General features: G+C 40.8%; 16 protein-coding genes and 1 tRNA gene. 7 read left to right on the top strand and 10 right to left on the bottom strand.

What is annotated here, in order from left to right:
- Positions 1–33 precede the first annotated feature (33 nt).
- The 3 genes from BM156_RS01070 to BM156_RS01060 form a co-directional block, all read right to left on the bottom strand.
- Positions 34–543 (bottom strand): SPOR domain-containing protein, encoded by a 510-nt coding sequence (locus BM156_RS01070; RefSeq protein ID WP_093917968.1) that lies wholly within the window; start codon positions 541–543, stop codon positions 34–36.
- A gap of 98 nt (positions 544–641) precedes the next feature.
- Positions 642–887 carry a GIY-YIG nuclease family protein gene (locus BM156_RS01065; RefSeq protein ID WP_093917967.1) on the bottom strand — a complete coding sequence of 82 codons (246 nt, stop codon included), beginning with the start codon at positions 885–887 and terminating at the stop codon, positions 642–644.
- A 156-nt stretch (positions 888–1,043) separates the two neighbouring features.
- Positions 1,044–1,550 carry a response regulator gene (locus tag BM156_RS01060; protein ID WP_093917966.1) on the bottom strand — a complete coding sequence of 169 codons (507 nt, stop codon included), beginning with the start codon at positions 1,548–1,550 and terminating at the stop codon, positions 1,044–1,046.
- 201 nt (positions 1,551–1,751) lie between these two features.
- Here BM156_RS01060 and BM156_RS01055 point away from each other — a divergent pair, with 201 nt between their 5' ends.
- From BM156_RS01055 to BM156_RS01045, 3 genes are all read left to right on the top strand, one after another.
- Positions 1,752–2,519, top strand: a complete 768-nt coding sequence (locus tag BM156_RS01055; RefSeq protein WP_093917965.1) for a type III pantothenate kinase — start codon at positions 1,752–1,754, stop codon at positions 2,517–2,519.
- A gap of 272 nt (positions 2,520–2,791) precedes the next feature.
- Positions 2,792–3,511, top strand: coding sequence for a head GIN domain-containing protein (locus BM156_RS01050; protein ID WP_093917964.1), 720 nt, complete (start codon positions 2,792–2,794; stop codon positions 3,509–3,511).
- A gap of 34 nt (positions 3,512–3,545) precedes the next feature.
- Positions 3,546–4,265 carry a head GIN domain-containing protein gene (locus BM156_RS01045; protein ID WP_093917963.1) on the top strand — a complete coding sequence of 240 codons (720 nt, stop codon included), beginning with the start codon at positions 3,546–3,548 and terminating at the stop codon, positions 4,263–4,265.
- A gap of 68 nt (positions 4,266–4,333) precedes the next feature.
- Here the strand turns inward: BM156_RS01045 and tsf are convergent, their stop codons facing one another.
- From tsf to BM156_RS01015, 6 genes are all read right to left on the bottom strand, one after another.
- Positions 4,334–5,161 (bottom strand): translation elongation factor Ts, encoded by an 828-nt coding sequence (gene tsf, locus BM156_RS01040; protein WP_093917962.1) that lies wholly within the window; start codon positions 5,159–5,161, stop codon positions 4,334–4,336.
- 34 nt (positions 5,162–5,195) lie between these two features.
- On the bottom strand, positions 5,196–6,002 hold the full coding sequence (gene rpsB, locus BM156_RS01035; protein ID WP_093917961.1) for a 30S ribosomal protein S2: 807 nt from the start codon (positions 6,000–6,002) through the stop codon (positions 5,196–5,198).
- A 114-nt stretch (positions 6,003–6,116) separates the two neighbouring features.
- Positions 6,117–6,503: a 30S ribosomal protein S9 gene (gene rpsI, locus BM156_RS01030; protein ID WP_093917960.1), complete on the bottom strand. Its 387-nt coding sequence runs from the start codon at positions 6,501–6,503 to the stop codon at positions 6,117–6,119.
- 2 nt (positions 6,504–6,505) lie between these two features.
- On the bottom strand, positions 6,506–6,964 hold the full coding sequence (gene rplM / locus BM156_RS01025) for a 50S ribosomal protein L13 (protein ID WP_093917959.1): 459 nt from the start codon (positions 6,962–6,964) through the stop codon (positions 6,506–6,508).
- A 323-nt stretch (positions 6,965–7,287) separates the two neighbouring features.
- Positions 7,288–7,815, bottom strand: a complete 528-nt coding sequence (locus tag BM156_RS01020) for a DNA-3-methyladenine glycosylase (RefSeq protein WP_093917958.1) — start codon at positions 7,813–7,815, stop codon at positions 7,288–7,290.
- A 39-nt stretch (positions 7,816–7,854) separates the two neighbouring features.
- Positions 7,855–8,298, bottom strand: coding sequence for a 2-thiouracil desulfurase family protein (locus tag BM156_RS01015; RefSeq protein WP_093917957.1), 444 nt, complete (start codon positions 8,296–8,298; stop codon positions 7,855–7,857).
- A 289-nt stretch (positions 8,299–8,587) separates the two neighbouring features.
- Between BM156_RS01015 and BM156_RS01010 the strand changes: the two genes are divergently transcribed.
- Positions 8,588–10,336, top strand: a complete 1,749-nt coding sequence (locus tag BM156_RS01010) for a S41 family peptidase (protein WP_093917956.1) — start codon at positions 8,588–8,590, stop codon at positions 10,334–10,336.
- Between the two features lie 131 nt (positions 10,337–10,467).
- Here the strand turns inward: BM156_RS01010 and BM156_RS01005 are convergent.
- Positions 10,468–10,539, bottom strand: a tRNA-Arg gene (locus BM156_RS01005).
- Between the two features lie 375 nt (positions 10,540–10,914).
- Here BM156_RS01005 and BM156_RS01000 point away from each other — a divergent pair.
- From BM156_RS01000 to BM156_RS00990, 3 genes are read left to right on the top strand one after another with little or no spacing between them, the layout of a single operon-like run.
- The gene (locus BM156_RS01000; RefSeq protein WP_093917955.1) at positions 10,915–11,598 is read left to right on the top strand and encodes a succinate dehydrogenase cytochrome b subunit; all 684 of its coding nucleotides are present in this window, start codon (positions 10,915–10,917) and stop codon (positions 11,596–11,598) included.
- An 18-nt stretch (positions 11,599–11,616) separates the two neighbouring features.
- The gene (locus BM156_RS00995; protein ID WP_093917954.1) at positions 11,617–13,554 is read left to right on the top strand and encodes a fumarate reductase/succinate dehydrogenase flavoprotein subunit; all 1,938 of its coding nucleotides are present in this window, start codon (positions 11,617–11,619) and stop codon (positions 13,552–13,554) included.
- Between the two features lie 23 nt (positions 13,555–13,577).
- The gene (locus BM156_RS00990; protein ID WP_093917953.1) at positions 13,578–14,333 is read left to right on the top strand and encodes a succinate dehydrogenase/fumarate reductase iron-sulfur subunit; all 756 of its coding nucleotides are present in this window, start codon (positions 13,578–13,580) and stop codon (positions 14,331–14,333) included.
- The last annotated feature ends 97 nt before the right edge of the window (positions 14,334–14,430 follow it).

The raw sequence follows: 14,430 nt of genomic DNA, 5'->3' as shown, positions 1-14,430 counted from the left end.
TTTCTTCTCTTTCAGCTAATACAAGTATTTAGCTTATTTCTTGATCAACAACCAAGTGTCGGCATATTGAGGGAAATCATTTCTGATTTGGTAAACTCGTTTGCGAGCTTCAAACTCATCAGTAAATGAATTAACACACACGCGGTAGTAGCCAGTTTCGCTGTGTAGTACAATTGGATTGAATCCTTGAGGAATCAACTCTTGCTTGTAGCGATTGGCGTTCGCATTGCTGCTAAAACTTCCGATGATGACAAAATAGCTGTTATTCTCATTTTTTGCCTGATCTTCTTTTTGAGCAAAAGTGAATGTCTCCGATTGAATACGAACGGGCTTTTCTGTTTTCTCAGCCTGCTCATACATGCGATCAGAGCTTGGAGCTTCTCTTACTTCAGTTTGAGTTGATGGAACAGAAAACACTTTGGTTTGAGTATCATCCTGCACGGTTTCAGTTGCAGGTTTATCCTCCTTTTTAACTTTTTGAAATACCTTACAGCTTGAGCTTAAAAGTCCCAAGGCTAAAACCGCCATCATTATTTTCTTCATGACTTGTTGATTTACATGTTTAACTTTCAAAAATACGAAAAAGCACGAGTGCTTATTGTGCTTTGTGTAACAGGTTATTAACGAATTGGTGTTAAAATCTAATAATTCAGAATGTTTTTCAGATAGCGTTGTCCGGCAACACTACGATAGAACCGACTCCGACGAATGGCTTCCTGCTTACTATGAAACCCTTCGTCATAGAGAATAACCCAGTTGGAATAGTTTGCTGTTAGCTCAACTTTTCCTTGGTTGTGAGCTTGCACCGCCTTTTTCAGGTCCATGCAGAACCCGTAGTAAAAGCGATGATGCTCCTGGTTGTATAAAACGTATGAATAATAGTTCATGCTGCAAAAATATAAAATCTAGGCTATCAAGCATGTTTATTTTTTACAGCATTGTTTGTGGTAGGCTTATTTGAGGAATGGTTGTGTGCATTTAGCCACAACTGAAGAATAGCAGGTATTCGTCAGAAATGCAGTACCGTGTTTAGAGTGAGTCGTTTAAAAGCTTAGGCCAAATGTTTCAGGATACATGATCGCCATGGCAATGATGACAACAATAAACAGTGACAAAAAGATAAAAAACAGGATCACGCCAGTTCGGTAGCGCTTATTGCTCTTTTCCAGTTGTGTGATGGATAGGATTTTGGTCATCTTGTTAACAAGCTTTTTCAACGCCATCTGGTCTTTAACGATATAATCGTAAGCTCCATACTTCATGGTATTAATGGCGATATCAATGCTGTCTTGTCCGGACAGAAAGATAAACTGCGCCTCGGGAGCTATTTTCTTGGTTCTTTTTAAGACCTCGATTCCATTCATTCCATCTAGAAGGTAGTCCTGAATGACAATCCGGGGTTGGCGTTCCATCGCTTTGATGGCTTCTTCGCCGGTTGAAAATGCTTCTACGTTAAGGAATTTATTGGTCTTCAGGTAGCTAACGACTAGCTTGCTGTAAACGGGGTTGTCTTCTACTACAAAAATTAGTGGCCCTTTGTTATTTTGCATAACTCAAGAATAATATAGGTTAATCATGCTTTTGGTCTGGGAGTAGCACGTTTAGCTTTGTTAAAATTAGTAAAAAAATAGACACAATTCCGTTGTAGCCTCTTATTTGGCAATAAAAGTATAAAAAATGAAGCTTAGTCTTTCTTTTTGTTCCTGTTGTTTTGAAGGATTTTTAGTTTATTTGTTTCAATATTCTATGTTATGCAATTAGCTATTGATATCGGCAATACCAACATTGTTCTGGGGCTTAAAGCTCAAGATCGTTGGAAACACATCTGGAGGATAAGGACTGACGCACGAAAAACCGCTGACGAGTATGAAGTGATTTTTCGCTCTTTGTTTGGGAATGCCCAAGTGGAGATTGGAGCAATTCAGCGAGCAGTGTTAAGTAGCGTTGTGCCTTCGTTGAATGATGATTTTCAAGAGCTTTTTGAGGGACTTCTTAAGTTGAAAGTGTTGGTGATTGAACCCGGTATTTATCACCGGCTCCCGATTCGTATTTTAAATCCATACCAAATCGGTACAGACTTGGTGGCAAATGCAACTGCGGCGTTTACTAAATTTGAAAAGCCCTGTATGGTGGTTGATTTTGGAACGGCACTTACATTTCTGACCTTGTCGGGTACTGGAGAAATTTTGGGGGTTGCTATTGCCCCAGGATTAGGAACTGCTGTAAATTCTTTGGCGGGGAACACCGCACAACTTCCTCATGTGCAGCTGTCTGTTCCGCCGTCTGTTTTAGGCCGTAATACGGTTCATGCTATTCAATCTGGAGTTATGATTGGTTATACGGGGCTGGTTGACCGAATGATTGAACAGACGGAAAAAGAGCTGGGCGAGAAGCTCAATGTGATTGCAACAGGAGGTTTGTCAGGAATCTTTAACAAAGAGTCTTCGCGCATCAATCATGTTGAAGAGAATTTGACATTGGATGGACTGATGATTATTGGTGAGTTTATCGCTCAATAATCGTCGGGTGCTTCGAGTTTTTTTATTCGCTTTATTTCTAGATGATTACTTCTATCGAACGTTTTCACCGATTATTTCCGGGTGTTTAACGAAAATTCAAGGATATTCCCCTGAGTCATTTTTATCTTGTGTAACGAAAAACAAATTTGTTCGTCCATTAGATGAACAGGTTTTTGAAATGATTTTGCATTGGTCTTACTTCTTACCCTTTCCTGGATAAAAGAAGAATGCAGAAGATGTGCTATTTATAACCTGCAAACAATACTTAGAGAATGAAAAAAACAATTATCCTAACCCTATCTTTTTTGACCTTTATCGTGGCTTTTTCAGCCTGTATGTTTCTTGGTCCATCGATTAAAGGAAATGGGAATGTAACAACTTCTTATCGAGATGTTGGCGATTTTGAACAATTAAAAGTGTCTACCGGCTTAAAGGTTATCTTAAAACAAACAGATAGAAATCAAGTGATTGTTGAAGCCGATGAAAACTTGCATGATGTTATCCAAAGTGAAGTTCGAGGAGATGAACTTCGCTTGTACACGGATCAACGAATTAAGAATGCGACTAAAATGTCAATTATTGTAGAGTTTAAAGATATTGATGCTTTGCATACGAATGCTGGTGCAAGTGTTTCTTCTGATGGCATGCTGCAGCTGAAAAATCTGGAGACAAAATCGAGTTCAGGAAGCAGCCAGGATCTGAAAATAAATCTGGATCATTTGGAAGGGAAAGTGTCTTCAGGAGCTAATATGAAGTTAGCTGGAAAGGCGCAATCAGTGAACTTGAAGGCTTCCTCCGGAGCAATTCTAAAAGCGGGAGAGCTTACTGCTGATGCCTGTTTTGCTGATGCTTCCAGTGGGGCTAATATTCATATTAAGGCGACTAGGAAGTTTGAGGGAGAAGCATCGAGTGGAGGAAATGTTTTCTACTCAGGAAATCCGAAAACAGTAGAAATTAGCACATCTTCAGGCGGGAATGTTTTAAAGAGATAGAAGAAATATTAATAGATTAAAATAGTAGAGAGCGATGAACACAAGTAAAAAACATTTGTACTTAGCAATGGCTTTTCTGGTAGGCCTGTTTTTCTTAATGCCCGGGCATGGCTATAGTGAGAAAAGAAATACCCAGCAGCGTAATACGGCAGCGTTTCATGGAATCTCTGTTAGTAGTGGTATCGACTTATACCTGACTCAAGGAAACGCCGAAGAAGTGGTTGTGAAAGCTGATCCAGATCTTATTGATGATATCATTACCGAGGTGCGGAATGGAATTTTGCACATTTACATGAAAAAGAACCGAAACTGGATGTGGAATAAGGAGCGTTCTTGTTATGTCACGTTTGATGATCTGACTCGCTTAGATGTTTCAGCAGGTGCTGATGTTGAATCGGAAAATGCGTTTAAACTCGATGAACTAAAGATTGCCGTAAGCGCTGGAGCTGATGTTGAACTAGACGATGTAACAGCTAAGGCTGTATGGCTTGATACAAGCAGTGGCTCTGACGCTGAGATCTCAGGGAGAACAGATCGTTTTGAAGCATCCTCCTCCAGTGGTGCCGATATTTCTTGCGATGATTTTGTCGCTAAATATTGTAAGGTGAGTGTTTCCAGCGGAGCTGATGCTGAAGTTCATGCCACAGAAGAATTGAGAGCCTCTGCGAGCAGTGGTGGGGATATTCGGTATAAAGGTGACCCAAAAAGGAAAGATATTAACGAGTCAAGTGGTGGAGATGTTTACAGGTATTAGATATTGATTTTGACACAAAAAAAGGAGTTTCCAGCTGGAAACTCCTTTTTATTTATGCTGTATATAGCTTATTCAGAAAGTGCAAAGCGAATGAATTCAGTAACGCTAAGATCTTTGTCAGCTGATACTAAATATTCTTTCACTGTTTGTTTGTTGTCTTTAACAAAAGCTTGGTTCAACAACGTATTTTCTTTGAAGAATTTATTCAATGAACCTTGAGCAATTTTGTCAAGCATTGCTTCTGGTTTTCCTTCCTGACGGAATTTTTCCTTAGCAATTTCCAACTCTTTCTCTACGACTTCAGGAGCAACATTGTCTTTATCAACAGCTACAGGGCTCATTGCAGCTACTTGCATAGCAACATCTTTCATCACCTGCGTGTCAACTCCACCTTTGTTGAAACCAACTAAAGTAGCTAGTTTATTTCCTGGGTGGATGTAAGGAACAACAGCACCGGCTTCAATTTTGCCATAGAATGACAATTCGATTTTTTCACCGATAACACCAGTTTGTTCAGTTACATGAGACTCAATGGTACGTCCTTCAACTTCAATTGCTTTCAAAGCTTCCAAATCAGCTGGCTTGTTGGCAAGTGCAGCATCCAGGAATTTTTGAGTTGTTTTAACGAAATCTTCGTTTTTAGCTACGAAGTCAGTTTCGCAGTTAAGAACTACAATTGCTCCAAATTGATTGTCTTCACTTACACCGGCAAGGGCAACACCTTCAGAGGCTTCGCGGTCAGAACGCTTGTTTGCTACTAGTTTACCTTTTTCGCGGATAATTTGAACCGCGGCATCAAAGTCACCATTTGCGTCGGCAAGGGCATTTTTACAGTCCATCATGCCGGCACCTGTTGCTTTACGCAACTTCATTACATCTGCAGCAGAGATTGCCATAATTGTTTGTGTTTTTTATATGTTAAAAGAGCAATTATTCTTTTTCTTTGGTGTCGTTTTCAACGTCAACCTTTTCAGTTTCTGCTTTTGCAGCTGATTTTTTGCTTTTCGCTTTTTTAGGTTTTTCGTCGTCACCTTCTTTTTCGCGTTCAACTTTGCGTTCGTTCAAGCCTTCGCCGATTGCATCGCACATGATGCGAGTAATCAAACGGATTGATTGAGAAGCGTCGTCGTTAGCTGGAATAACAAAATCAAGACCTTCTGGATCAGAGTTTGTATCTACCATTGCAAAAACAGGAATACCCAGTTTTTGAGCTTCGCGTACAGCGATTTTTTCTTTCAATACGTCAACAACAAATAGTGCTGCTGGAAGCCGAGTCAGGTCAGCAATACTACCGAGTACTTTTTCCAGTTTTGCACGTTGACGGGTAATTTGCAACTTTTCGCGTTTTGACAAGTTATCCCAACTATTGTCTTTCATCATTTTATCGATGGAGATCATTTTTTTGACCGCTTTGCGGATTGTTGGGAAGTTTGTTAGCATACCACCTGGCCAACGCTCTACTACGTAAGGCATGTTTACATTACCTACGTTGTCAGCAACAATGTCTTTAGCTTGTTTCTTTGTTGCTACGAATAGAATTTTGCGACCCGATTTGGCGATTTGTTTCAAGGCGGCAGCAGCCTCATCGATTTTCACAACTGTTTTTTGAAGATCGATGATGTGAATTCCGTTTTTCTCCATGAAAATGTATGGAGCCATGTTTGGATTCCACTTTCTTTTCAGGTGACCAAAGTGTACACCTGCATCCAATAATTCTTGAAAATTTGTTCTTGGCATCTTTTTACTTTTTTAAATAATTTGTTGAAAAGCAACCTTTGAGTAGCCCCTGGCCTAAAGCTGGGAGTCTCAATGGTTTCAGATCCACAGTCATATTTAGATTGAAAATATCGATTAACGTTTTGAGAACTGGAAACGTTTCCGTGCTTTTGGTTGACCTGGTTTCTTACGTTCCACTTCGCGTGGGTCACGTGTCAGGAAGCCGGCTTGTTTCAGTACTGGTCTTGATTCAGCATCAATTTCGATTAAAGCTCTTGAAATGGCTAAACGCAACGCTTCAGCCTGACCTTTAATACCACCACCATCAAGATTTACTTTTACATCATATTGATCAGCTACACCAAGCAGGTTTAATGGTTGCATAACAATATACTGTAGTGTTCCATTTGGGAAATATTCTTTTAAATCCCTTTTGTTGATGGTAACATTTCCTTTACCCTCGCTGATGTATACGCGAGCCACAGCAGATTTTCTACGTCCTAGGGTATTTACTACTTCCATTGTTATAATTTAATCTTGTTTAAATCAATTACTTTTGGGTTTTGAGCTTCTTGTTTGTGCTCAGCACCAACATACACTTTCATGTTTCCATAAACCTTACGGCCCAAACGATTTTTAGGAAGCATGCCGCGAACAGCAGACTCTACAATACGTTCTGGGTACTTGGCTAAAACATCAGCAGGTGTTTGTGAACGCTGTCCACCTGGGTAGCCTGTGTGACGCAGGTAAATTTTGTCAGTCATTTTTTTACCTGTCAATCGCACTTTTTCTGCATTGATTACAATTACATTGTCCCCACAGTCAGCGTGAGGTGTAAAGTTGGGTTTGTGTTTTCCTCTCAGCATCTTAGCAACTGCACTGGCTAAACGACCCAGTACCATATCTGTTGCATCAACAACAACCCATTCCTTATTTGCCGTGGCACTATTGGCCGAGACGGTCTTGTAAGATAAAGTATCCACTTGCCTTTAATTTTTTAAATTAACACTAAAAGTTGCAAAAACTTACATTTCAATTGGTTGGTCGGCTTCTGGCTTATTAACATCGGGCATGTTGATAAACTTTCTACCGTCAACATTATCAATTATTTATAAGAACTGCAAGTACGGACAATAATCGGGACTGCAAAAGTATTTCTTTTTTCTGAAAAACCAAACAGAAAATGACACCAAAAACAAAATTAACACTAAGATTTCCAATATTTAATGAATAGTAGCGGATGGATGGATCTTCTGTTCAATGGAGAGATTTGTCTGGCCTATTGGTATTGATTTTTGGGGTGAGCTTATTGGTTGATTAAGCAAAACCGCCAAGGATGGCTGGTCCAGGGTTCGCCGGCGTAGTCAATTCCAACTCGGGGAGTGGTTTGTAGTTGTTTTGGAATGGGAGCATCTTCAAGCCAAAGTCGTGGGGAATGAGTTAAATCTTCGCCATAAAAGGTTTGGTCCAGTTGTAATTCACGTCCCAGACGTCCGGGGCCATTAAAACCTTCCAGTCCTCGGATAAGAACGGCGGAAGCTTGATCTTTGTCTTCGGTAACAAAATTGAGCAGCCAGTACTGTCCATAAATGAGGTACACATAAACCAATCCTCCGGGATGAAACATGATTTCAGTTCGTTTGGTGCGCCCCTTGCTGGCGTGGCAAGCTAAGTCTTCCTGCCCACAATAAGCCTCAGTCTCAGTAATTCGATAGTAGCGAAGTTCTCCATTATTAAAAGCCCGAACGAGGGTTTTGCCAAGAAGTTCCCGGGCAACTTTTAGCGTATCTCGTCTGAAAAAGTCAGCGGTTAATCGTTTGGGCGTAGCGTTCATGGTAAAAAAGTTTTTTCGTTGGATTGCTTGTTCCGGTGGTTAGTCTTCAAATTGCTTGAGCCATTCGGTTTCCGTGTAGACGCTGACTCCGTTATTCTGAAGGAGCTCTGCTGTTAGTCCGTTTCCATCAATCAGTTTGCCAGTGAACGAACCATCATAAATTTGTCCCGAGCCACAGGATGGACTTCTTGATTGAAGAATTGCTTGAGTAACTCCGGTCGTTTGGCATATGTCTAAAGTTTTTTGTGCTCCTTGGCGAAATGCTTTGGTGTAGTCGCATCCGTTTTTGGTGCAAACCGAGAGTTGCCCTTTGTTTGCCTGAATCTCGCATGGGTCTCGGGGAATGGGAAGATCGCCCAATATTTCTGGGCAAACAGCAATTGCTACTCCCTTTTTTAATAATTCCTCAAGTTTTGGATGACAAGTACTGCCTCCATTGTAACGGCAATTAATACCGACCAAACACGAACTAATTAAATACATGCACTGTTTTTAGTTTGGAATTGCAAGTAAATGAAGTTTTTGGGATATGCAAGAAGATCTCGGATTTTCGGTTATGCTTGATCAGAACTTAATTGAGTTTTAGTAGTATCAGCTTCTTGAGTATTCGGTGAAAACTTGAGCATTGCATTTTTTTTGACCATGTAAATCTAAAAATCAACTTTTGGACTGTAATGCCAGTTAAGATTATTTAACTAATTACTTGAAAATGACAACAGCTTTTAAGCAAAGCTTTATTATTTTTGTGGTTTGTCAATAAAAAACATTGCCAATGAAACGAAACAGAAAAATTAAAACAGGAATTTCAATAGCTGCTGTGCTGGTGGTTTTTGCCTTGGTGTTGAGTAGCTTTAACCGTGACGAGAAACTGTTTCTGGTTGATAAAAACCTGGACATCTATTATACGTTGGTGAGGGAATTGAATTTATTCTATGTGGATGAAATAAATCCGACAGATTTGGTAAAAACTAGCATTGATAAGATGTTGGAATCCTTGGATCCTTATACCAACTACATCCCGGAATCGGATATGGAGGATTTTCGGTTTATGACGACTGGTGAGTATGCCGGAGTTGGAGCGCTGATTAGTAAGCATGGCGATGAAGTCGTTATTGCTGAGCCTTATGAAGGTTTCCCTGCTCAAAAGGCAGGATTAAAAGCCGGAGATATTTTGCGCGAAGTGGCCGGTAAATCGACGGAGAAGTTGTCGACCGAGGATGTAAGTAACTTGCTAAAAGGTCCTGCAAATAAGGTGGTGCGCGTAAAGGTAGAGCGTCCGGGGAAAAAGAAGAACCTGGAGATTGATATTCTTCGTGAAAAAATTCAGATTGATGCGGTGCCTTATTATGGTATGCTGGATAATGAAACCGGATATATTCGCTTGTCTAATTTCACCAAGGATTGTGGTGATGAGGTTAAAAAGGCATTTGTTGAGTTAAAAGAGCAAAAGGGAGCGAAGTCTTTAGTGCTTGATTTGCGGTCGAACCCTGGAGGTTTGTTGATGGAGTCGGTGAAAATCGTTAACCTGTTTGTCCCTAAGGGCTCAGAAGTTGTAAGTACCAAAGGAAAGGTTAAACAATGGGATAAGACGTATAAAGCTACCGAAAACCCAATTGATACCGTTATGCCGATGGCTGTATTGGTGAATCGGGGATCGGCGTCGGCTTCGGAGATTGTTGCCGGAGCTCTGCAAGACTTAGATCGGGCAGTTATTATTGGAACCCGCACTTTTGGGAAAGGGTTGGTTCAAACAACTCGTGATTTGAGCTACAATACGAAGTTGAAGGTAACAACCGCCAAATATTACATTCCAAGCGGACGCTGTATTCAAGCGTTGGATTACTCTCATCGGAATGAAGATGGCAGTGTGGGAACAATTCCAGATTCGTTAATTACTGAGTTTACAACCAAGAAAGGGCGCAAAGTTTACGATGGTGGTGGAATTGTACCTGACCAAAAAATTGACCTTGACCGATTGAGTAGCTTAAGCATTAACCTGGTGCGTGATTTTATGTTTTTCGATTATGCGACCAAATTTGCGAATGAGCATGAGTCAATTGCGGCACCAGAAGAGTTCGAAATCACCGATGCTATTTTCAATGATTTTAAGACTTTTGTGAAAGAGCGTAAGTTCTCCTACCAATCGGAAACCGAAGAGATGTTTAAGAAACTGCTTGAAACAGCAAAGGAGGAACGTTACTATGATGTTGCTGAAGGCGAGTTTGAAGCGCTCAAAGTGAAAATTGGACACGAACTGGATAAAGATCTTGAGTCTTTCAAAGAAGAAGTTAAAGAAATGTTGACCGATGAAATTGTGACCCGTTATTATTACCAGAAAGGTGCAATCAAGTCGGCCATTCGCGAGGATAAAGGCATCGATAAAGCCAAAGAAATCTTGCATAATCCGCAAGCTTTTGGTTCGGTGTTTACCAAGGGAAAGATTATTTCAATGAATATTCAAGCCCTGCCGGCAGCTGCCGAATTGGTGCCGTTGGCCTGGGAAGGCCTGTTTGATGCCTGACTTGTGCCAGTCGGGCCAAAGGTTATCTAATATTATAAAAGACCGCTTTAGGAGATGCTTCCTGAAGCGGTCTTCTTTGTTGACATCTATTAAATCAAAAAGCCCTGCCGTGAATTTACGACAGGGCTTTGTAGTCCCGACGGGAATCGAACCCATATCTACAGTTTAGGAAACTGCTATTCTATCCGTTGAACTACGGGACCATGCTTTTAAAGGATAGCCTTTTGTAAAAGCTTTGCAAAAATAGGAAAAAGCCTTAGGAATCAAAAACGAAATTGAGCGCTATAAAGAGGAACCTAAGAAGCGCTACGAGGATCACCTTTTGGTTTTTGTTTTAAACTGAGCTCTTGGACATTGACATTACCCCATAATTCGGTTTTCCGTTAACTTAAAGTTCACAGCAAGTTATTATGTAATTCGGTGGTTAATAGTCTCTTGTTATTATAGTTGCTTGTTTTTTCTTAGAAACGTTTTAAATTAACTATTTTTGATGATGCTTTTATTGCTGATGACTCCACTTAACTCTACTTTTGTGGACTTTAACAGATTCATTAATTTTTAAATAAAACGATAATCCTATGAGCAATTTTCTGACTACCTCTATTGGAAGAAAGTTCTTAATGAGCGTCACAGGACTTTTCCTGATGATGTTTATTATGGTTCACCTGACCATCAACTTGTTATTGATTTTCGATGATAGTGGTGACCTTTTCAACCAAGGGGCACATTTTATGGCTACTAATCCGGCTATCAAAATTATGGAACCAGTTTTGGCATTAGGCTTTTTGGTTCACATTATTTGGTCGTTGGTTGTTAGTTTACAAAACATGAAAGCGCGTCCAATTGGGTACAAACAACTGAACAACTCGCAATCAAGTTCTTGGGCTTCACGCAACATGCTGATTTTGGGAGCATTGATTTTTGTATTCCTGGTAATGCACATCATTCAGTTCTTTTGGAAAATTAAGGTAACAGGCGACCCGCTGTTGCAACATGTAACGGTTGGCGGCGAAGAAATGGAAAACACTTACGCTTTGGTAGCGACTTTGTTTAAAGAGAGCCTGCTTTACAGTATTGCTTATGTTGTTGGTGCTATTTTGTTAGGAATGCACTTAGTACATGGGTTTTGGTCAGCTTTCCAAACCATTGGATTTGCCAATCAAATTTGGCTGAAAAGATTAAAGGTAGTAGGAGCTGTATTTGCAATCATTATTGCTATTGGATTTTCAGTTATCCCATTGTATTTCCAGATTAAGTTTTAATTGAAAAGACACGAAATTATGAGCGTAATAAATTCAAAAATTCCTGAAGGGCCATTGGCCCAGAAGTGGACAAATTATAAGAATCACCAAAAATTGGTGAACCCTTCAAATAAACGTAAACTGGATGTCATCATTGTAGGAACAGGTTTGGCTGGAGCGTCAGCTGCTGCTTCGCTTGGTGAAATGGGTTTCAATGTAAAGAACTTTACCATCCAGGATTCTCCTCGTCGTGCACACTCGATTGCTGCTCAAGGAGGAATCAATGCTGCGAAAAACTATCCAAACGACGGTGACTCGGTTTACCGTTTGTTCTACGATACAATTAAAGGTGGTGACTACCGTGCTCGCGAAGCAAACGTTTACCGTTTGGCAGAGGTGAGTAACAGCATCATCGACCAATGTGTTGCTCAAGGTGTTCCTTTTGCACGCGAATATGGTGGCTTGTTGGACAACCGTTCTTTCGGTGGTGCTCAGGTTAGCCGTACATTCTACGCTAAAGGCCAAACCGGACAGCAGTTGTTGTTGGGAGCTTACCAAGCTTTGATGCGTCAGGTGAACAAAGGTAGCGTAACCATGTACACGCGTAACGAGTTGGTTGAAATTGTTGTTGTCGATGGAAAAGCTCGTGGTATTATTACCCGCGATTTGGTAACCGGCGAACTACAACGCCACTTTGGACATGCTGTTGTATTGGCAACCGGAGGCTACGGAAACACCTTCTTCCTATCAACAAATGCGATGGGATCAAATGGTTCGGCTGCTGTTAAAGCATACCACAAAGGTGCTTTGTTTGCCAACCCATGTATGGCTCAAATTCACCCAACATGTATTCCTGTTCACGGTGAATTCCAAAGTAAATTGACCTTGATGTCTGAGTCGTTGCGTAACGATGGACGTATCTGGGTTCCTAAAAAGAAAGAAGATGCTGAAGCAATTCGCGCTGGAAAATTGAAGCCAACACAAATTGCAGAAGACGATCGTGACTACTACTTGGAGCGTCGTTACCCAGCATTCGGAAACTTGGTACCTCGTGACGTTGCTTCACGTGCTGCCAAAGAACGTTGCGATGCAGGTTTTGGTGTTGGTACCGGATTGGCGGTTTACCTGGATTTCAAATCGGCAATCGACCGTTTAGGACGCGATGCTATTGAAGCTCGTTACGGTAACTTGTTCCAGATGTACGAAAAAATCGTTGACGAAAATCCATACGAAACACCAATGATGATTTATCCAGCGATCCACTATACTATGGGTGGACTTTGGGTTGATTATGAATTGCAAACGAACATTCCTGGATTGTTTGCTGCTGGTGAAGCTAACTTCTCTGATCACGGTGCTAACCGTTTGGGAGCATCAGCTTTGATGCAGGGATTGGCTGATGGTTATTTCGTATTGCCTTATACCATTCAGAACTACTTGGCTGACGATATTCGTACACCAAGAATGACAACTGAAGAGAAAGAATTTGTTGAAGCTGAGAAATCAGTGAAAGATCGCTTCGAAAAATTGTTGAGCATCAAAGGAAATCGTTCAGTTGATAGCATTCATAAAGAACTTGGATTGGTGATGTGGGATTTCGTTGGAATGGCCCGTAACAAAGAAGGTTTGCAGGGAGCCATCGAAAAAATCGCTAAGGTTAAGAAAGAGTTCTGGACGAATGTTCGCATTCCTGGAAACAAAGAAGGAATGAACATTGAATTGGAGAAAGCCAGCCGTTTGGCCGATTTCATTGAAATTGGTGAATTGATGGCGCATGATGCGTTGAACCGTGAAGAATCTTGCGGTGGTCACTTCCGTGAAGAGTACCAAACCGGCGAAGGAGAAGCTTTACGTCAGGATGATAAATTTGCCTATGTTTCTTGTTGGGAGTATCAAGGTACTGAAAAAGAACCTAAGATGGACAAGGAAGATTTGGTATACGAGTATGTAGAAATGCTTCAACGTAATTATAAATAACGGCTTTTAAAAGGAGATCAATCATGGAAAAAACAATAAATCTCACGCTTAAGGTTTGGCGTCAGAACGGTCCCAAAGAGAAAGGCCGGTTCGAAACCTATCAAGTTAGCAACATCTCTACTGATAGCTCGTTTCTGGAGATGATGGATATTTTGAATGAGCAGTTAATTAGCGAAAACAAGGAGCCAATTGCTTTCGATCACGACTGTCGTGAAGGAATCTGCGGAATGTGTTCGCTATACATTAACGGCCGTCCACACGGACCAGACGAAGATATTACCACTTGCCAGTTGCACATGCGTAAGTTTAAAGATGGCGAGACAGTAACCATTGAACCATGGCGTGCTGCTGCTTTCCCAATTATCAAAGACTTGATCGTTGATCGTACCGCTTTTGATACAATCATCGCAGCAGGTGGATATGTTTCAGTTAATACGGGAGGTATTCCTGATGCTAACGCTATTCCAATTGCAAAAGTAGCTGCTGACGAAGCAATGGATGCTGCTTCTTGTATTGGTTGTGGTGCGTGTGTTGCAGCTTGTAAAAACTCATCAGCTATGTTGTTTGTATCGGCTAAGGTTAGCCAGCTGGCTTTGTTACCACAAGGTAAAGTAGAAGCTAAGCGCCGTGCAAAGGCAATGGTTGCTAAAATGGACGAGTTAGGCTTTGGAGGTTGTACAAATACCGGAGCTTGCGAAGTAGAATGTCCTAAGAACATTTCTATTTCAAATATCTCTCGATTGAATCGTGAGTTCTTGAAAGCTCGTTTTTCAGACTAAGAAATAAACTGAGATACGAAGAAGGGCTCAACATTTTTGTTGAGCCCTTTCTCTTTTTTTGGATCTATCTGAAATAGTCGTTTTAAGCGATTTTAAA

Source organism: Sunxiuqinia elliptica, assembly GCF_900113005.1.
In the GTDB taxonomy this organism is placed as follows: Bacteria; Bacteroidota; Bacteroidia; order Bacteroidales; family Prolixibacteraceae; genus Sunxiuqinia; species Sunxiuqinia elliptica.
The sequence above is the reverse complement of the archived record's forward strand: the minus strand, read 5'-3'. Positions and strand labels throughout refer to the sequence as shown.